This is a genomic window from Nocardioides sp. NBC_00163 (assembly GCF_045206295.1).
GTDB lineage: Bacteria > Actinomycetota > Actinomycetes > Propionibacteriales > Nocardioidaceae > Nocardioides.
Window position 1 is genome coordinate 5,217,022 of the sequence record NZ_CP108155.1, and the last position, 18,301, is coordinate 5,235,322.

17 protein-coding genes are annotated in these 18,301 nt (G+C 69.7%); 13 read left to right on the top strand and 4 right to left on the bottom strand.

Annotated elements, in window-relative coordinates:
- Positions 1-17: 17 nt before the first annotated feature.
- Together OG801_RS25030 and OG801_RS25035 are read left to right on the top strand one after the other, a co-directional pair.
- On the top strand, positions 18-1,802 hold the full coding sequence (locus tag OG801_RS25030; protein WP_355021870.1) for an ABC transporter ATP-binding protein: 1,785 nt from the start codon (positions 18-20) through the stop codon (positions 1,800-1,802).
- The gene (locus tag OG801_RS25035) at positions 1,799-3,616 is read left to right on the top strand and encodes an ABC transporter ATP-binding protein (RefSeq protein ID WP_406031805.1); all 1,818 of its coding nucleotides are present in this window, start codon (positions 1,799-1,801) and stop codon (positions 3,614-3,616) included. The genes OG801_RS25030 and OG801_RS25035 overlap by 4 nt, the downstream gene beginning before the upstream one ends.
- Before the next feature lie 10 nt (positions 3,617-3,626).
- On the opposite strand, the gene OG801_RS25040 is transcribed toward OG801_RS25035, so the two are convergent.
- Positions 3,627-4,019 (bottom strand): nuclear transport factor 2 family protein, encoded by a 393-nt coding sequence (locus OG801_RS25040; RefSeq protein WP_406031806.1) that lies wholly within the window; start codon positions 4,017-4,019, stop codon positions 3,627-3,629.
- Between the two features lie 105 nt (positions 4,020-4,124).
- Between OG801_RS25040 and OG801_RS25045 the strand changes: the two genes are divergently transcribed.
- Positions 4,125-4,874, top strand: a complete 750-nt coding sequence (locus tag OG801_RS25045; RefSeq protein WP_406031807.1) for a helix-turn-helix domain-containing protein — start codon at positions 4,125-4,127, stop codon at positions 4,872-4,874.
- An 8-nt stretch (positions 4,875-4,882) separates the two neighbouring features.
- Here the strand turns inward: OG801_RS25045 and OG801_RS25050 are convergent, their stop codons facing one another.
- Together OG801_RS25050 and OG801_RS25055 are read right to left on the bottom strand one after the other, a co-directional pair.
- Positions 4,883-5,299: a DUF2752 domain-containing protein gene (locus OG801_RS25050; RefSeq protein ID WP_406031808.1), complete on the bottom strand. Its 417-nt coding sequence runs from the start codon at positions 5,297-5,299 to the stop codon at positions 4,883-4,885.
- On the bottom strand, positions 5,296-5,550 hold the full coding sequence (locus OG801_RS25055; protein WP_355021875.1) for a CD225/dispanin family protein: 255 nt from the start codon (positions 5,548-5,550) through the stop codon (positions 5,296-5,298). The genes OG801_RS25050 and OG801_RS25055 overlap by 4 nt, the downstream gene beginning before the upstream one ends.
- A gap of 173 nt (positions 5,551-5,723) precedes the next feature.
- Here OG801_RS25055 and hisI point away from each other — a divergent pair, with 173 nt between their 5' ends.
- From hisI to OG801_RS25070, 3 genes are all read left to right on the top strand, one after another.
- Positions 5,724-6,080 carry a phosphoribosyl-AMP cyclohydrolase gene (gene hisI / locus OG801_RS25060; protein ID WP_355021876.1) on the top strand — a complete coding sequence of 119 codons (357 nt, stop codon included), beginning with the start codon at positions 5,724-5,726 and terminating at the stop codon, positions 6,078-6,080.
- Positions 6,077-6,628, top strand: a complete 552-nt coding sequence (locus tag OG801_RS25065; protein WP_355021877.1) for a Trp biosynthesis-associated membrane protein — start codon at positions 6,077-6,079, stop codon at positions 6,626-6,628. Before hisI ends, OG801_RS25065 begins: the two co-directional genes overlap by 4 nt.
- Before the next feature lie 74 nt (positions 6,629-6,702).
- Positions 6,703-6,903: an HGxxPAAW family protein gene (locus OG801_RS25070; protein ID WP_350661342.1), complete on the top strand. Its 201-nt coding sequence runs from the start codon at positions 6,703-6,705 to the stop codon at positions 6,901-6,903.
- 80 nt (positions 6,904-6,983) lie between these two features.
- Here OG801_RS25070 and OG801_RS25075 read toward each other — a convergent pair whose 3' ends face one another.
- Positions 6,984-7,322, bottom strand: coding sequence for a DUF4190 domain-containing protein (locus tag OG801_RS25075; RefSeq protein ID WP_355021878.1), 339 nt, complete (start codon positions 7,320-7,322; stop codon positions 6,984-6,986).
- A gap of 149 nt (positions 7,323-7,471) precedes the next feature.
- Here OG801_RS25075 and trpC point away from each other — a divergent pair, with 149 nt between their 5' ends.
- The 7 genes from trpC to OG801_RS25110 all read left to right on the top strand — a co-directional run bounded on the left by trpC (position 7,472) and on the right by OG801_RS25110 (position 18,211).
- On the top strand, positions 7,472-8,254 hold the full coding sequence (gene trpC / locus OG801_RS25080; protein ID WP_406031809.1) for an indole-3-glycerol phosphate synthase TrpC: 783 nt from the start codon (positions 7,472-7,474) through the stop codon (positions 8,252-8,254).
- Between the two features lie 8 nt (positions 8,255-8,262).
- Positions 8,263-9,522: a tryptophan synthase subunit beta gene (gene trpB, locus OG801_RS25085; protein WP_406031810.1), complete on the top strand. Its 1,260-nt coding sequence runs from the start codon at positions 8,263-8,265 to the stop codon at positions 9,520-9,522.
- Positions 9,519-10,328 carry a tryptophan synthase subunit alpha gene (gene trpA, locus OG801_RS25090; protein ID WP_406031811.1) on the top strand — a complete coding sequence of 270 codons (810 nt, stop codon included), beginning with the start codon at positions 9,519-9,521 and terminating at the stop codon, positions 10,326-10,328. The genes trpB and trpA overlap by 4 nt, the downstream gene beginning before the upstream one ends.
- Positions 10,325-10,930, top strand: coding sequence for an SCO family protein (locus OG801_RS25095; RefSeq protein WP_406031812.1), 606 nt, complete (start codon positions 10,325-10,327; stop codon positions 10,928-10,930). Before trpA ends, OG801_RS25095 begins: the two co-directional genes overlap by 4 nt.
- Positions 10,931-10,958: 28 nt before the next feature.
- On the top strand, positions 10,959-11,918 hold the full coding sequence (lgt, locus tag OG801_RS25100; RefSeq protein WP_406031813.1) for a prolipoprotein diacylglyceryl transferase: 960 nt from the start codon (positions 10,959-10,961) through the stop codon (positions 11,916-11,918).
- A 277-nt stretch (positions 11,919-12,195) separates the two neighbouring features.
- Positions 12,196-16,752 (top strand): glutamate synthase large subunit, encoded by a 4,557-nt coding sequence (gene gltB / locus OG801_RS25105; protein WP_406031814.1) that lies wholly within the window; start codon positions 12,196-12,198, stop codon positions 16,750-16,752.
- On the top strand, positions 16,745-18,211 hold the full coding sequence (locus OG801_RS25110) for a glutamate synthase subunit beta (RefSeq protein ID WP_406031815.1): 1,467 nt from the start codon (positions 16,745-16,747) through the stop codon (positions 18,209-18,211). The genes gltB and OG801_RS25110 overlap by 8 nt, the downstream gene beginning before the upstream one ends.
- Positions 18,212-18,301 lie beyond the last annotated feature (90 nt).

An 18,301-nucleotide genomic window follows, 5' to 3' on the forward strand; every position in this document is an offset into this window, starting at 1 on the left:
CTAGGCTTCACCTCGAGATGAGCGACGAGGAACAAATACCCCAGCGGGCCACGACGACCGACGGGTTCAAGGTTCTCGGAGTCGCCATCCGGCGCGAGTGGGCGGTCTTCACCCTCTCGACTCTGGGCTCCGCGCTCTTCGGTGCGCTGACCGTCGCCGACGCCTGGGTGCTGGGCTGGTCCACCGACCATGTGCTGGTGCCGGCGCTGCGCGACGGCGAGATCGGCGCCGGCTGGCTGTGGGCCGTGGTCGGACTCTTCGTCGGTGTCGCGATCCTGCGGGCCGTCGGGGTGGTGGCGCGGCGGCTGGGCGCCGGGGTGATGCAGTACCGCATGCAGGCCCATTCGCGCCGCGCGGTCACCCGGCAGTATCTGGCGCTTCCCCTCGCCTGGCACCACCGGCACCCGACCGGCGAGCTGCTCTCCAACGCCAACTCCGACGTCGAGGCGTCATGGGCGCCGATCGCGCCGCTGCCGATGGCGGTCGGGACGCTCGCGATGATGGTGATCGCGATCGGGCAGATGTTCTGGACCGACGTCGTCCTGGCCTCGGTCGCGATCCTCGTGTTCCCGGCGGTCGTCGTCGCCAACCTGGTCTTCCAGCGCTTCTCCTCCCCGCTGATGACCCGTGCCCAGCAGCTGCGCGCGGAGCTCTCCGGGATCGCCCACGAGTCCTTCGACGGCGCGCTCGTCGTCAAGACGCTGGGCCGCGAGGCCGAGGAGACCACCCGCTTCCAGGACAAGGCCCAGGAGCTGCGCGACGTCAACATCCACGCCGGCCGGCTCCGCGCCGCCTTCGACCCGATCCTGGCCGCGCTGCCCAACATCGGGGTGCTCGCCGTCCTGGCCGTCGGCGTCGGCCGTGTCGCCAGCGGTGCCGCGGCGCCCGGTGACGTCGTCCAGATCAGCTTCCTGCTCACCATCGTCGCCTTCCCGATCCGTTCCTTCGGCTGGCTGCTGGGGGAGTTCCCGCGCAGCGTGGTCGGCTACCGGCGGGTCCAGCGGGTGCTGGACGCGACCGGACGTCTGGCCTACGGCGAAGAGACGACCAGCCGCGAGCCGACCGGCGCCCGCGTCCGGGTCGACGGCATCTCCTACGCCTACGCCGGCGGCCCGACGCTCCTCGACGGTGTCGACTTCGAGGTCGAGCCGGGGCGTACGGTCGCGATTGTCGGCGAGACCGCCGCGGGCAAGAGCACCCTGACGATGCTGCTCGCGCGGCTGGTCGACCCGGAGACCGGCCGGATCACCCTGGACGGCACCGACCTGCGCGACCTGGGCGCGGGGGAGTGGGCCCGGGTCGCGGCGCTGGTGCCGCAGACGGCCTTCGTCTTCGACGACTCCGTACGCGGCAACGTCACCCTCGGCGCCGACCTCACCGACGACGAGGTCTGGTCGGCGCTCAAGGCGGCCCAGGCCGACGGCTTCGTCACGGCGCTGCCGAAGGGCCTCGACACCACCCTGGGCGAGCGGGGCGCGAGCCTCTCCGGCGGGCAGCGTCAGCGCCTCGCTCTGGCGAGAGCGCTCGTACGCCGCCCACGACTCCTGATCCTCGACGACGCCACCTCGGCGGTCGACCCGGAGGTCGAGCAGCGCATCCTTGCCGCGCTGCGTGACGGCGCCAACGACACCAGCCTCATCGTGGTCGCCTACCGCAAGGCCACCATCGCGCTCGCCGACGAGGTCGTGCACCTCGAGGACGGCCGCATCCGCGACCGCGGCACCCACACCGAGCTGCTCGCCCGCGACGAGTCCTACGCCCGCCTGGTGAACGCCTACGAGACCCCGGAGACCGCCCAGTGACCGCCACCCTCGAGCCCGAGACCCGGGTCGGCAGCGGCGAGGAGCTCGGTGCGATCGAGACCATCCGCCGGGGCATCAAGCACTCCCCGGAGCTGGTCGAGGGCATCCGCGGCACCTTCGCGCTGGCCGTGGTCGCGAGCGTCGGGCAGGTCGTCGTACCTGTCGTCGTCCAGCAGACCCTCGACAACGGCCTCAGCGGTCCCGACGGCCCCGACCTCGGCTACGTCCTGCGCGCCGGCCTCATCGCGGTGGTCGCCATCGCGGTCACCGGCTGGGCGTCGTTCAAGATGACCAGCCGGCTCTTCACCGCCGCCGAGCGAGGCCTGGCGACGCTGCGTACGAAGGCCTTCCGGCACGTCCACGACCTGCCGATGCTCACCCAGTCGACCGAGCACCGCGGGGCGCTGGTCTCGCGGGTGACCAGCGACGTCGACCAGGTCAGCCAGTTCATCGTCTTCGGCGGTCTGCTCTTCATCGTCAGCATCGGGCAGATGCTGATCGCCACCGTCGTGATGGTGATCTACTCCTGGCAGCTCGCGATCCTGGTGTGGCTCTGCTTCGGCCCGCTCTTCCTGAGCCTGCGGTTCTTCCAGCGCAAGCTGTCCGCGGCCTACACCCTCTCCCGCCGCCAGGTCGCCAAGATGCTCTCCGCGGTCTCCGAGCCGGTCGTCGGCGCGGCCGTGGTGAAGGCGTACGCCGTCGAGGACCGCACCCAGGAGCGCATCGACCGCGAGATCGACGCCACCAGCGCCGCCCAGATCAAGGCTCAGGCCTACACCTCGGTCTTCTTCAGTCTCGGTGGCCTCTCCGGCGGCCTCGCCAACGCCGGCGTGATCGTCGGTGGCGTCCTGCTGGCGCTCGCCTACCAGGGCACGAGCGGCGCGCTGACCGTCGGCGAGATCCTGGCCTTCGCGTTCCTGGTGACGCTGTTCGTGGGCCCGGTGCAGATGGGTACGCAGATCCTCACCGACGCGCAGAACGCGATCGCCTCCTGGCGGCGCACGATCGGGATCCTGGACACGCCCGCCGACCTCGTCGACCCGGGCGCGGCCGGCACTGTCCTGCCCCGTGGCCCGCTCTCGATCGAGTTCGACGCGGTCACCTTCGCCTACCCCGGCGGCCGTCCGGTCCTGCACGACATCTCCTTCGAGATCGCGCCCGGCCGCCGGGTCGCCGTGGTCGGCGAGACCGGGTCGGGGAAGTCGACGATCGCGAAGCTGCTCACCCGGGTGATGGACGTGACCGACGGCCGGGTCCGTCTCGACGGCGTCGACGTACGCGAGATCGGCAACGCCTCGCTGCGCACCAGCGTCGTGCTCGTCCCGCAGGAGGGCTTCCTCTTCGACTCCACCCTGGCCGACAACGTCCGTTACGGGCGGCTGGACGCGACCGACGAGGAGATCGAGGAGGCCGCCCGGATCCTCGGCCTGGGGGACTGGCTGGCCGGTCTCCCCGCCGGCGTCCGCACCAGTGTCGGGCAGCGCGGCGAGTCGCTCTCGGCCGGCGAGCGCCAGCTCGTGGCGCTCCTGCGAGCCCAGCTGGCCGACCCCGACCTGCTCGTCCTCGACGAGGCGACCTCCGCCGTCGACCCGCGGCTGGAGATGCGGATCAACCGGGCCCTGGAGCGCTTGATGAGCGGTCGTACGTCGGTCACCATCGCCCACCGGCTCTCCACCGCCGAGGCGGCCGACGAGGTGATCGTCGTCGACGCCGGACGCCTCGCCCAGCGCGGCCCGCACAGCGACCTGGTGGCGCAGGCCGGCTCGACGTACGCACGCCTGCACGCCTCCTGGGTCGCCCAGCAGGGCAGCTGAGACCGAGAGCTCAGGCGTCCCACCACGACAGGTGGGCGGCGGCCTCGGCGGCGGGCTCGATGATCTCCCAGACCTCGGCGATCATCGCGCCCTCGAACCGGCAGATGTCGACGACGGTGATCTCGGGTCCGCCCGGCAGCCGGCGACGGGTGTGCATCACGACGTGATCGTCGGCGGCCAGCACGTGCTTCACCTCGACCTCCATGCCGTCGATCCGCTCGAGCGAGCCGCCGACGGCGTCGAGCCACTGCTCCTTGGTGGACGAGGTCGCGTCCGGTCGATGTTGGCGGAAGTCCGGGGCGAGCAGCTGCTCGAGCGGCCCGGTGTCACCGGTCGCGACAAGCCCTGCGAAGGCGGTGGTGACAGCCCTGACGGCGTCCGTGGATGTGCTCTGTGTGGTCATGCCGCCAGTGTGTTCGGCGTCCCGGACCGGTGTCGATGACATGGGAGTTCATGGCGCACGACCTGCTGATGAGCGATCCTGGGGCCTGTGTACACAGTGGGCGAGATGTTGCGGGAATGGCGGCATCGTCGTCGCCTCAGCCAGCTCGACCTGGCGATCGCCGCCGATGTCTCGGCACGCCACGTCAGCCTGGTCGAGACCGGCCGGTCCCGGCCGAGCACCGACATGATCCTCCGGCTCGCCGACCAGCTCGACATCCCGCTCCGGGACCGCAACCGACTCCTGCTCGCCGCCGGCTTCGCGCCGCGCTACACCCAGCGGCCCCTCGAGGACGATGCGCTCGCGGCCGCTCGCGACGCGATCGGCCGGGTTCTGCGTGCCCACGAGCCGTACCCGGCCCTGGTGGTCGACCGTCGCTGGAACATCCTGATGACCAACCGCGCGGTCGACCGGTTCTTCGCCGGCGTCGACCCCGAGCTGCTCGAACCACCCGTCAACCTCGTACGCCTCGGCCTCGACCCTCGGGGCCTGGCACCTCTCGTCGTGAACCTGGCCGACGTACGTGCAGTGTTCCGAGCGCGGGTCAGGCGTCAGCTCGCCATCGTCGCGGACCCCGAGCTGACCCGGCTCTACGAGGAGGTGCTGGCACCCGTCGGCCAGGATGACGAATGGTCGCTCGCGCTCGAGGCGGATGTCGTGATCCCGATGACGCTTCGTGTCGACGGCCGAGAGCTGAACCTCTTCTCGACGATCACCACCTTCGGGACCCCGATGGACATCACCCTCGACGAGGTGGCGATCGAGTCGTACTACCCGGCCGACGACGCCAGCGCCGCGTACTTCGCCGACCGGTAGCGGCGACGCTACGCCGCGAGTGCGGTGAACGGCGCCCAGGGCAGGTTGCGGACGACCGTGAAGACGACGGTCAACGCCAGCCAGGAGTAGAGGGCTGCGGGGGAGCGCGCCCAGCCGGGCGCGGGGCGACCGCCGACGCGGCCGCGAAGCCAGAAGAGCCAGAGCAGCGCGAGCATCGGCAGCCCGAGCAGGAACATCAGCGCGTTGTGGCCGATCGCGCCGGAGACGTCACCCGACAGCAGCGACATCGTGCCGCGCGTCATCCCGCAGCCGGGGCAGTCGATGCCGGTGAGAGCGTGGATCGGGCACGGCGGAACGTAGGCGACGAGCCCGGGAGAGGTGGCGAAGACGGCCGCGAGGCCCGCCCCGCCGGCCACGACGGCCAGTGGGACGAGCCCCGCGCGCACCCGTGAGGGTGTGGTCACATGGTCCCCGACTGGGCCATGCCGACGCCGAGGACGACCGAGGCGATGATGTAGAGGACGATCACGACGACGCCGGTGATGGCGCCGATGATGCCCCACTTCTTGGCGCCCTCGGCGTCACCCTGGACGGCCTTGACGATCGAGACGATGCCGAAGGGCAGGCAGCAGAAGAGCGTGACCAGGATGCCGATCACGAGGGCGCTGGTGTCGGTCTGCTTCGCCGGTGCCGGCTGCGGGGTGGGGTTAGCCATGGTGCGGTGTTCTCCAGTTTGAATAGTCGACTCGACGAGTCGGCTGACAGGGCCGTACCGAGACCGGCCCAGATGACCGGCAGAGTCTGGCAGCCCGGGGCCTCGAGGGCGCCCGATCAGCGCCGCGACATGCCGGTTGTGTCCGTACTGTTGCCCGGCGGGATACTGGAGGCGTGACTACTGGACCCACGAGCGAGGGACTGGACCCCGCCATCGCCGACCGCCTCAAGCGCAACCCCGACGGGCTGGTGCCCGCGGTGGCGCAGCAGCATGACACCGGCGAGGTGCTGATGCTCGGCTACATGGACGACGAGGCCCTGGCGCGCACGCTCGCGACGGGCCGGGCGACCTACTGGTCCCGCAGCCGGCAGGAGTACTGGGTCAAGGGGGAGACCTCCGGCCACCGGCAGTACGTCAAGGAGGTCCGCCTGGACTGCGACGGCGACACGATCCTGCTCAAGGTCGACCAGGAGGGCCCCGCCTGCCACACCGGCGACCACACCTGCTTCGACGCCGGCCTGATCTCATGAAGGCCACCTTCGGCCCCACCGTCATCGCCGGACTCGCCGGCGCGGCCCTGGCCGCGTGGGCCGGCTCCAACGAATGGGTGAAGGTGACCGCCCCGGCCCAGATGCCGACCGACCTCAACGACTCGCCGGCCACCACCGGCCTGGCCCTGGTCGCCCTCGCGGCCTGGGGCGTGGTCCTGGTCACCCGAGGTCTCGTACGCCGCCTGGTGGCCGCCCTCGCGGGCCTGGCCGGGATCGGCGTGATCGTCACCTTCTTCGGCCATGCCGGGATCGACGCGCTCGGCCGGGCGATCGACTCCGAGGTGGTCTGGGGCGAGACCGAGCACACCACCACCCCCTGGCCCTACCTCGCGCTCCTCGGCGGGGTCCTGACCGTCGCGGCGGCGGTCGCGGCCGTACGCCTGGCTCCTTCGTGGCCCGAGATGGGCCGCAGGTACGACGCCCCGGCCACCGCGAAGCCGGAGCAGAAGCCGTTGGAGGAGCAGTCCACGATCGATGTCTGGAAGTCGTTGGACGAGGGTCGGGACCCGACAACGGGGGATCAATGAATACACTGCAGCCAAGCCCACCTGCATCGCTTCGGGCTTCGCTTCAGCAAGAGAACTCGTAGAGGAGTCATCGCATGTCCGCCAGCCACGGCAACACCCCGGCAGCCTGGATCGCAGTCGCGGTCGGCCTCCTCGGCTTCCTCATCGGAAGCGTCGCCATGATGCTCGACCCGATCAGCTGGTTCGTCTTCTGGGTCGGCGTCGCCGTCACCGTCGCGGGCGGCCTGCTCTTCATCGTGCTCGCCAAGCTCGGCTTCAACGTCGAGTCACACTGAGCTTGTGAAACAGCGAGGCCCCCGGCGGAATCGCCGGGGGCCTCGCTGATTTCAAAGAGCCGAGCTCACATGGACTCAGCTCAGTACGTGGTGGTGCTGCCGCTGAAGTCGAGAGCACCGGACAGGTTCAGGATGAGCCCGATGACGAACAGGACGATGGCGACGATGCCGAGGATGAAGCCGGCGGTGGCCATGCCACGCCCGCCCTGCGCTCCGCCGGAGGCATCGATCTCGTTCTGGGCCATCTTGCCGAGGATGATCGCCGGGATACCGGTGAAGATTCCGCAGCAGATACAGCCGAGGATGCCGAGGACAAGTGCCCAGATCGCCTTCTTGTTGTTGCCCGCAGGCTGACCGGGCTGCTGCCCGGGTGCCGGCGAACCGTACGGGGGCGGCGGCGGAGGAGTTCCGTAGCTCATGTGTGTCTGACCTCCAAAGTCAGGCGAGTTGGGTAGAGATGGAAGAAACTTAACGTTTCCCGCCCGCACTGTGGCGCCAAATCGGGCGTGTCACGGTTCGGGTGAGAGGCTTTGCACGTGGGTCATACCCGGAAACGAGAGGTTTAAACATGTCGGTGCTCGAAAAGATCATCGACGGCGTACGTCTGGACCTGGCGCAGCGCCAGGCGACGGTGTCCGAGGCGGATCTGCGGGCCCTGCTGGCCGACGTCGACGCGCCCCGCGACCCGATGCCGCACTTCCGTGCGGCGGGCAGCAGCGTGATCGCCGAGGTGAAGCGGAAGAGCCCCTCCAAGGGCGCCCTGGCCGACATCCCGGACCCGGCCGAGCTGGCCCAGAAGTACGCCGCCGGCGGTGCCGCCGCGATCTCGGTGCTCACCGAGGAACGCCGCTTCGGCGGGTCCCTCGCCGACCTGCGCGCGGTCCGCGCCGCCGTCGACACCCCGATCCTGCGCAAGGACTTCATCGTCGAGCCCTACCAGCTGCTGGAGGCCCGGGCAGCCGGCGCCGACCTCGCGCTGCTGATCGTGGCCGCGCTGGAGGACGACACGCTGCGCAGTCTCTACGACCAGGCGCGTGAGCTCGGGCTGACCGTGCTGGTCGAGACCCACGACGAGGCCGAGGTCGCCCGGGCGGTCGACATCGGCGCCGACCTGATCGGCGTCAACGCCCGCAACCTGAAGACCCTGGAGATCGACCAGGACGTCTTCGGACGGCTCGCGCCGCTCATCCCCGAGGACCGGGTGAAGGTCGCCGAGTCGGGCATCTTCACCGCCACCGACGTCAAGCGCCACGTCGCCGAAGGGGCCCACGCGGTCCTGGTCGGCGAGGCGCTGGTCAAGCATGGCGACCCGCAAGGCACGGTCGCCGAGTTCACCGGAATCCAAGGCTAGGACCAGCCATGACAACTCACATCCACGAAACGACGAGCTACGACGCCGACGAGTTCGGCTGGTTCGGTGGCGAGGCCGAGGGATTCGGCGGCCGCTTCATGCCCGAGGCGCTGATGAAGGCGCTCATCGAGCTCGACGAGGCGTGGCAGGACGCGAAGGCCGACAAGGAGTTCGTGGAGGAGTTCGACGCGATCCTGCGTGACTACGCCAACCTGCCGAGCCCGCTCTACCACGCGACCCGGCTCTCCGAGCAGCTCGGCGTACGCGTCCTCCTCAAGCGCGAGGACCTCAACCACACCGGCGCCCACAAGATCCGCAACGTGCTCGGCCAGGCACTGCTGACCAAGCGGATGGGCAAGACCCGGGTCATCGCCGAGACCGGCGCCGGCCAGCACGGCGTGGCCTCCGCGACCGCGGCTGCCTACTTCGGTCTCGACTGCACCGTCTACATGGGCAAGGTCGACACCGACCGCCAGGCGCTCAACGTGGCCCGGATGCGGCTGCTCGGCGCCGAGGTCGTCCCGGTGCCCTCCGGCAGCGGCACCCTCAAGGACGCGATCAACGAGGCACTACGCGACTGGGTCGCCAGCGTCGACCACACCGCCTACCTGTTCGGCACCGCCGCCGGGCCGCACCCGTTCCCGACGCTGGTCAGGGACATCGTGCGCGGCATCGGCGACGAGGCCAGGGCCCAGTCCCTCGAGCAGTTCGGCGGCCTCCCGAACGCCGTCCTCGCCGCGGTCGGCGGTGGCTCCAACGCGATCGGCCTCTTCACCGCGTTCCTGGACGACGAGGACGTCGAGATCCACGGCTTCGAGGCCGGGGGAGACGGGTTCGAGACCGGCCGGCACGCCGCCACCATCCAGGCCAACGACCCGGGCGTGCTCCACGGCGCCCGCACCTACGTGCTCCAGGACGACGACGGCCAGACCATCGAGTCCCACTCGATCTCCGCCGGTCTCGACTACCCCGGGGTCGGGCCCCAGCACGCCTGGCTCGCCAAGTCCGGCCGCGCCTCCTACACCTCGGTCACCGACAAGGAGGCGATGGACGCCTTCGCGCTGCTCTCGCGCTCGGAGGGCATCATCCCGGCGATCGAGTCGGCCCACGCGATCGCCGGCGCCATCAAGATCGCGCCGCAGATCAAGGAGCGTCACGGCGAGGGCGCCACGATCCTGATCAACCTGTCCGGTCGCGGCGACAAGGACATGGGCACGGCCATCGATTACTTCGGGCTCGGGGACAGCAAGCAGGGAGAAGCAAAGTGAGTACGTCGGTAGCGTTCGCGAAGGCGAAGGCCGAGAACCGCGCCGCCCTGGTCGGCTACCTCCCGGCGGGCTTCCCGACGGTCGAGGGCTCGATCGAGGCGCTGACGACGATGGTCGAGGCCGGCTGCGACATCATCGAGATCGGCCTGCCCTACTCCGACCCGGTCATGGACGGCCCCACCATCCAGGACGCGGTGCAGCAGGCGCTCGACGGCGGCGTACGTGTCGACGACGTGTTCCGCGTCGTCGAGGCCGTGGCCGCGACCGGGGTGCCGACCCTGGTGATGACCAGCTGGAACCCGATCGAGCGCCGCGGTGTGGACCGCTTCGCCCAGCAGCTGCAGGACGCGGGCGGCGCGGGCCTGATCACGCCCGACATCACCCCCGACTTCGCGCAGGAGTGGATCGAGGCCGCCGACGCCCGTGACCTCGACAAGGTCTTCCTGGTCGCGCCGAGCAGCACCGACGAGCGGATCGCGATGACCACGGCCCAGTGCCGAGGGTTCGTCTACGCCACCGCGGTCATGGGCGTCACCGGCGCCCGCGCCAAGACCTCCGACCTGGCCGCCCCGCTGGTCGCCCGCACGAAGAAACTCAACCGATCAGGGGCCGACCTACCCGTCGGCGTCGGTCTCGGAGTCAGCAACGGCGCCCAGGCGGCCGAGATGGCTGCGTACGCCGACGGGGTCATCGTCGGCTCCGCCTTCGTGCGTACGCTGCTGGACAACCGCTCCGACGAGCAGGCGGCGCTCAAAGCGCTGGCGAGCCTGACCGAGGACCTGGCCGCGGGAGTCCGCGCGCGTTGAGGCATCTCCTACCCGTCCTGCTCGTCCTCATCGGGGTGCTCACCGGTTGCGGCGCGGCCGGCACCGGCCAGGCGCCGGCCTCGGCCATGACCGGGCAGGAGCACACTCCGTACCAGCTCTCCGACATCGCCCTGACCGACACCGAGGGCCAGCCGTACTCGTTGGCCACCGACGCCGACAGGCCGCTGACGCTGGTCTTCTACGGCTACACCAGCTGCCCTGACGAGTGCCCGCTGGTGATGTCGAGCCTGACCGCGGCACTGACTCGCCTCGACGACGCGGACCGGGAGAAGGTCGAGGTCGTGTTCGTGACCACCGACCCGGCGCGCGACTCCGAGGAGGTCCTGCGCGAGTACCTGGACCGTTACGGCAAGGACTTCATCGGCCTCACCGGTGACCTGAAGGAGATCGTCACCCTGGCCGAGTCGATGCGGCTCTACATAGGGGAGGCCGACCGGCTACCCAGTGGGGGCTACGATCTCGGGGTCCACGACACCCACGTCTCGGCGGTCTCCCAGGGACAGGCCAGCGTGGTGTGGTCGATGAACACCTCTCCCAAGCAGTTCGCCGACGACATCCACCGCCTTCTCACTCAGAAGTAGCCAAGAAGGGCCCCGCATGATCCTCCCGATGTCCATCCCCAGCCCCGCCGAAGGCGTGCTCTGGCTCGGGCCGGTCCCGTTGCGCGGCTACGCCTTCGCGATCATCCTCGGCATCATCGTCGCCGTATGGGTCTCCGAGCGCCGCTGGCAGGCCCGCGGCGGCCGGGCCGGCGACATCCAGGACATCGCGCTGTGGGCGGTTCCGTTCGGCCTGGTCGGCGGCCGGATCTACCACGTCATGACCGACTGGCAGCTCTACTTCGGCGACGGGGCCAACCCGATCGAGGCGCTCTACATCTGGCGCGGCGGGCTCGGTGTGTGGGGCGCGATCGCGCTCGGCGCCGTGGGCGCGGTCATCGGCGCGAAGCAGAAGGGCATCAAGATCGTCCCGCTGCTGGACACGATCGCCCCGACCTGCCTGCTCGCGATGGGCATCGGCCGCTGGGGCAACTGGTTCAACCAGGAGCTCTTCGGCAGGCCCACCGACCTGCCCTGGGGGCTGGAGATCGACCCGTCGTTCTACCCCGGCGGTCCCAGCCAGTTCCCGGTCGGCACCACGTTCCACCCGACGTTCCTCTACGAGTTCTGCTGGGACATCCTCGCCTTCTTCGTGATCGTCTACCTGCAGAAGAAGCTGCGTCTGGGCGGCGGCCGTGTGGTCGCTCTCTATGTGATGGCCTACTGCCTCGGCCGCGGCATGATCGAGACCCTGCGCATCGACAACGTGCAGCTGGTCAACGTGCTCGGCCTGCGCTGGAGCGAGTGGATGTCGATCATCCTGTTCGTCCTGGCAGCAGCGTGGTGGACGTACGCCACCGTGACCGGCCGGGGTAGTCTCGAGGAGGAGGTCTACAGCGATCCTGCCAAGGCCCCGGCGAACGACATCGAGAACGACACCGACGACACCGAGAACGAACCCGCGAGCGACACTGACGGCAACGCAGCCGACAACGGGACCGACGACGAGGAATCCTCGACAAAGGCCTGATCAGACGCAGATATTGGGCGCAACGTAGCGCCTCGCGGGAGGGTGTCCACCGATGGACCCTCGTTCGCAACCTACGCGTGACACAGTGGTAACCTAGCCGCACTCGCGCGGGCCAACGCTGTCCCCTGCAGATTGCCAGTTTCATCCCCGCAAGGGCGCGCGCACTCGTCGCAGACATCCCCCGCTCCGGACTGGACTCGAAGCAGAGTCAGAAATCCGGGGCTATTGGGCTGCGTCGGTCGGTGCGTGCCTGAGCCCGGACAGACGGGAGATCCCGGTGCCGTACGAGCACTCGTATCCATCCCCCCAGGGCCTCTACGACCCTCGGTTCGAGAAGGACGCCTGCGGCGTCGCCATGGTTGCGACGCTGACCGGCGTGGCCAGCCACGACATCGTGAAGCAGGGCATCCGTGCCCTGGTGAATCTCGACCACCGCGGCGCCGCCGGCGCCGAGACCAACTCTGGCGACGGCGCCGGGATCCTGCTGCAGGTCCCCGACGCCTTCCTTCGTGAGGTCGTCGATTTCGACCTTCCGGCCGAGCGTGCCTACGCCGTCGGTACCGCCTTCATCCCCGGCGACGCCGACCAGGTCGAGCGCTCCGTGAAGATGGTCGAGGAGATCGCGACCGAGGAGGGCCTCGAGGTCCTCGGGTGGCGTGACGTGCCGGTCAACCCCGACTCCCTCGGCGCCACCGCCAAGGCGGTCATGCCGACCTTCCGCCAGCTCTTCGTCGCCGGCGCCAAGCAGCGCGTCACGGGTCTGGCCCTGGAGCGGCTCTCCTTCTGCCTGCGCAAGCGCGCGGAGAAGGAGACCGACGTCTACTTCCCGTCGCTGTCGAGCCGCACCATCGTCTACAAGGGCATGCTCACCACGCCCCAGCTGGCCGAGGTCTTCCCCGACCTGGTCGACGAGCGGGTCGCCTCCGCGATCGCTGTCGTCCACAGCCGGTTCTCGACCAACACCTTCCCGAGCTGGCCGCTGAGCCACCCGTTCCGGTTCATCGCCCACAACGGCGAGATCAACACCGTCATGGGCAACCGCAACTGGATGAAGGCGCGGGAGTCGCTGCTCGAGTCCGAGCTGATCCCCGGCGACCTCGAGCGGCTCTTCCCGATCTGCACCGAGGGCGCCTCCGACTCGGCCTCCTTCGACGAGGTCCTCGAGCTCCTCCACCTGGCCGGCCGCAGCCTGCCGCACGCCATGCTGATGATGATCCCGGAGGCGTGGGAGAAGCACGAGGAGATGGACCCCGCCCGCAAGGCGTTCTACGAGTTCCACTCCTCGCTGATGGAGCCCTGGGACGGCCCCGCGTCGGTCGTCTTCACCGACGGCACCCAGATCGGCGCGGTCCTCGACCGCAACGGTCTGCGGCCCTCCCGCTACTGGGTCACCGAGGACGGCCTGGTCGTGCTCGGCTCCGAGGCCGGTGTGCTCGACGACATCGACCCCGCCACCGTGGTCCGCAAGGGCCGCGTCCAGCCGGGCAGGATGTTCCTCGTCGACACCGCGGAGCACCGCATCATCGAGGACGACGAGATCAAGTCCGAGCTCGCCGCCGAGCACCCCTACGACGAGTGGCTCCACGCCGGTCTCGTACGCCTCGACGACATCCCCGAGCGCGAGCACATCGTGCACACCCACGCGAGCGTCACCCGCCGCCAGCAGGTCTTCGGCTACACCGAGGAGGAGCTCCGGATCCTGCTCGCGCCGATGGCCAACACCGGCGCCGAGCCGATCGGCTCGATGGGCACCGACAGCCCGATCGCGGCGCTGAGCGACAAGCCGCGAATGCTCTTCGACTACTTCGCCCAGCTCTTCGCGCAGGTCACCAACCCGCCGCTGGACGCGATCCGCGAGGAGCTCGTCACCAGCCTCAACGGCACCATCGGCGCCGAGTCCAACCTGCTCAACCCCGGACCGGCCTCGTGTCGTCAGATCGTGCTGCCGTTCCCGGTCATCTCCAACGACGACCTGGCCAAGATCCGTCACATCAACCGTGACGGCGACATGCCGGGCTTCCAGGTCCACATCGTCCGCGGCCTCTACGAGGTCGACGGCGGGGCCGAGGCACTTCAGGCGCGCCTGGACGAGATCTCCGCCGAGGTCTCCCAGGCGATCGAGGACGGCGCGCGCATCATCGTCCTCTCCGACCGCCACTCCACCCAGGAGATGGCGCCGATCCCGTCGCTGCTCCTGACCGGCGCCGTCCACCACCACCTGGTCCGCGAGCGCACCCGCTCGCAGGTCGGCCTGCTGATCGAGGCTGGAGACGTACGCGAGGTCCACCACGTCGCCCTGCTGATCGGCTACGGCGCCGCCGCGGTCAACCCCTATCTGGCGGTCGAGTCCGTCGAGGACCTCGCCTACGAGGGCTACTACGTGAAGGCCGACGCCGAGAAGGCGATGGCCAACACGATCAAGGCGCTCGGCAAGGGTGTCCTCAAGGTGATGTCGAAGATCGGCGTCTCCACGGTCGCCTCCTACACCGGCGCGCAGATCTTCGAGGCCGTCGGCCTCTCGAAGGAGGTCGTGGAGCGCTACTTCACCGGCACCACCTCCAAGCTCGGCGGCATCGGCCTCGACGTGATCGCCGAGGAGGTCGCGAAGCGGCATGCCACCGCCTACCCGCGCGACGGCGTCGCCAACGCCCACCGCGCGCTGCCCATCGGCGGCGAGTACCAGTGGCGCCGCGAGGGTGAGCCGCACCTGTTCGACCCGGAGACGGTCTTCCGGCTCCAGCACGCCACCCGCAGCGGCCGCTACGACGTCTTCAAGCAGTACACCGACCGCGTCAATGAGCAGTCCGAGCGACTGATGACGCTGCGCGGGCTCTTCAAGCTCAAGGGTGCCGAGGAGCTGGGTCGCCAGAAGATCTCGATCGACGAGGTCGAGCCCGTCGAGGCGATCGTCAAGCGCTTCTCGACCGGCGCGATGTCGTACGGCTCGATCTCCAAGGAGGCTCACGAGACGCTCGCCGTCGCGATGAATCTCCTCGGCGGCAAGTCCAATACCGGCGAGGGCGGCGAGGACCCGGATCGTCTCTACGACCCGAAGCGCCGCTCGTCGATCAAGCAGGTGGCCTCGGGACGCTTCGGCGTCACCAGCGAATACCTGACCAACGCCGACGACATCCAGATCAAGATGGCCCAGGGCGCCAAGCCCGGTGAGGGCGGCCAGCTGCCCGGCCACAAGGTCTACCCGTGGGTCGCCAAGACGCGTCACTCGACGCCGGGCGTGGGCCTCATCTCCCCGCCGCCGCACCACGACATCTACTCGATCGAGGACCTGGCTCAGCTGATCCACGACCTCAAGAACGCCAACCCGAGCGCTCGCGTCCACGTGAAGCTCGTGGCCGAGGTCGGCGTCGGCACCGTCGCCGCGGGTGTCTCCAAGGCCCACGCCGACGTGGTCCTGATCTCCGGTCACGACGGCGGCACCGGTGCCTCCCCGCTGACCTCGCTCAAGCACGCCGGTGGTCCCTGGGAGCTCGGCCTCGCCGAGGCGCAGCAGACGCTGCTCCTCAACGGCCTGCGCGACCGGATCGTGGTGCAGACCGACGGTCAGCTCAAGACCGGCCGCGACGTCGTCATCGCCGCGCTGCTCGGTGCCGAGGAGTTCGGCTTCGCCACCGCGCCGCTGGTCGTCTCCGGCTGCGTGATGATGCGGGTCTGCCACCTCGACACCTGCCCCGTCGGCGTCGCCACCCAGAACCCGGTCCTGCGGGAGCGGTTCACCGGCAAGGCGGAGTACGTCGTCAACTTCATGCGCTACATCGCCGAGGAGGTCCGCGAGCTCCTCGCCGAGCTCGGCTTCCGGAGCATCGACGAGGCCGTCGGCCACGCCGAGGCGCTCGACGCCCGCGACGCGATCGACCACTGGAAGGCCTCCGGGCTCGACCTGTCGCCGATCTTCACCCGCGTGGAGTCGCCGCAGCAGTTCTCCGACCAGGCCCTCTACAACACCAAGGGCCAGGACCACGGTCTGGAGAAGTCGCTCGACGTCAGCGAGCTGCTCCCGCTCGCGGCCCCGGCGCTCGAGCGCGGCGAGCCCGTACGCGCCCAGCTGCCGATCCGCAACGTCAACCGCACCGTCGGCACGATCCTGGGTCACGAGATCACCAAGCGCTACCGCGGCGAGGGCCTGCCCGAGGGCACGATCGACATCACCTTCACCGGGTCGGCGGGCCAGTCCTTCGGCGCGTTCATCCCGAGCGGCCTGACGCTGCGCCTGGAGGGCGACGCCAACGACTACGTCGGCAAGGGCCTCTCCGGCGGCCGGGTGGTCATCCGCCCGGAGCGTACGGCCGGGTTCCGGGCCGAGGAGCACATCATCGCCGGCAACACGCTGGCCTACGGCGCCACCAGCGGGCGGATCCACATCCGCGGAGGCGTGGGGGAGCGGGCCGCGGTCCGCAACTCGGGTGCCTGCATCGTCACCGAGGGTGTCGGCGACCACGGCTGCGAATACATGACCGGCGGTCGTGTCGTCGTGCTCGGCCCGACCGGGCGCAACTTCGCGGCCGGTATGTCCGGTGGGGTCGCCTGGGTCCTCGACTTCGAGGAGCAGCGCCTCAACAGCGAGCTGGACGATGCCACCCCGGTGGACGAGAAGTACGCCGCCGAGCTCGAGCAGCTGGTCCGCGACCACCTCGAGGAGACCGGCTCGGCCGTCGCCGAGGCGCTCCTGGCCGACTGGCCGAACTCACTGACCCGCTTCACGCAGGTCATGCCCAGTGACTACAAGCGCGTGCTCGAAGCCCAGGAGGAGGCCCTCGAGGAGGGTCTTAACGAGGACGAGGCTGCCGCGCGGATTATGGAGGTCCTTCATGGCTGACCCCAAGGGTTTCTTGAAGAACGGTCGCGAGGTCGCGACCCGTCGTCCGGTCGATGAGCGAGTCAAGGACTGGCACGAGGTCTACCCGGGCAAGGTCGGCAAGACCCTGCTGCCGATCATCAACACCCAGGCCTCGCGCTGCATGGACTGCGGCATCCCGTTCTGCCACCAGGGCTGCCCGCTCGGCAACATCATCCCCGAGTGGAACGACCTGGTCTGGCGCAACGACTGGGAGGGCGCCTCGGAGCGGCTGCACGCGACCAACAACTTCCCCGAGTTCACCGGTCGTCTCTGCCCGGCTCCGTGCGAGGCCGCCTGCGTGCTGGGCATCAACCAGCCCGCGGTGACGATCAAGAACATCGAGGTCGCGATCATCGACAAGGCCTGGGACGCGGGCCACGTCAAGCCGCAGCCGCCCGAGTGGCTCTCCGGCAAGGCGGTCGCCGTCATCGGCTCCGGCCCCGCGGGCCTGGCCGCCGCCCAGCAGCTCACCCGTTCGGGCCACACCGTGGCCGTCTACGAGCGGGCCGACAAGATCGGCGGGCTGCTGCGCTACGGCATCCCGGAGTTCAAGATGGAGAAGTCGCAGGTCGACCAGCGCCTGGCGCAGATGCGCCGCGAGGGCACGGTCTTCCGTCCGGGCGTCGACGTCGGCACCGACATCACCGGTGCGCAGCTCCGGGACCGCTACGACGCCATCGTGCTGGCCAACGGCTCGACCGTCGGTCGCGACCTGCCGGTCCCCGGGCGTGAGCTCGACGGGATTCACCAGGCGATGGAGTACCTGCCGCAGTCCAACCGGGCCTCGCTCGGCGAGGCGGTCCCCGACCAGATCCTGGCCGAGGGCAAGCACGTGGTCATCATCGGTGGCGGTGACACCGGCGCCGACTGCCTCGGCACCGCGATCCGCCAGGGCGCGGAGTCGATCACCCAGCTGGAGATCATGCCGCGTCCGCCGGAGGAGCGTCCCGATGCTCAGCCGTGGCCGACCTACCCGATGACCTACCGGGTCGCCTCCGCGCACGAGGAGGGTGGCGAGCGGGTCTACGCCGTCTCCACCAAGGAGTTCCTAGGCACCGAGGACGGCCGCGTACGCGCCCTGAAGCTCGTCGAGGTCGAGTTCATCGACGGCAAGCTGACCGAGAAGGAGGGGACCGAGAAGGAGATCCCCGCCGACCTGGTGCTGCTGGCCATGGGCTTCACCGGGCCGGAGAAGGACGGCCTCCTCACCCAGCTGGGTGTGGAGTACGACGCTCGCGGCAACGTCGCCCGCGACGACTCCTTCGCCACCTCCGTCCCCGGCGTGTACGTCGCCGGCGACGCGGGTCGCGGACAGTCGCTGATCGTGTGGGCGATCGCCGAGGGCCGCGCCGCCGCGGCCGCCGTCGACACCTTCCTCACCGGCTCGACCAACCTGCCCGCGCCGATCCGTCCGACGGACCGGCAACTGATGGTCTGAGGCCCACAGGCCTAGGCACAACGGCGTGCCGACCACTGGCCCGGCACCTCCACATCGGCGGTGCCGGGCCAGTCGGGTTATGAGCGGACG